The 432-nt window shown below is 49.1% G+C and carries 1 rRNA gene; it reads left to right on the forward strand.

Annotation, left to right across the window (positions count from 1 at the left end):
* Positions 1-121: 121 nt before the first annotated feature.
* Positions 122-432: ribosomal RNA gene (locus QWF21_RS18115) — 16S ribosomal RNA — on the forward strand; the annotation flags it as partial.

Here is a 432-nt window from a genome sequence, read left to right on the forward strand (position 1 = left end):
CTGCTCTTTAACAATAAGCAATCAATTATCTGTGTGGGTACTTGTGTTGATACGTGCAAACGAATAATCAGTATGAGTGACCAATGTTAATTTATTAGTCAGTACTACTGAGTCAAAACTTTAATTGAAGAGTTTGATCATGGCTCAGATTGAACGCTGGCGGCAGGCCTAACACATGCAAGTCGAGCGGTAACATGCCTTCGGGTGATGACGAGCGGCGGACGGGTGAGTAATGCTTGGGGATCTGCCCGATGGCGGGGGACAACCACTGGAAACGGTGGCTAATACCGCATAATGTCTACGGACCAAAGTGTGGGACCTTCGGGCCACACGCCATCGGATGAACCCAAGTGAGATTAGCTAGTTGGTGGGGTAAAGGCTCACCAAGGCGACGATCTCTAGCTGGTTTGAGAGGATGATCAGCCACACTGG

Source organism: Alkalimonas mucilaginosa, assembly GCF_036327005.1.
Taxonomy (GTDB): domain Bacteria; phylum Pseudomonadota; class Gammaproteobacteria; order Enterobacterales; family Alteromonadaceae; genus Alkalimonas; species Alkalimonas mucilaginosa.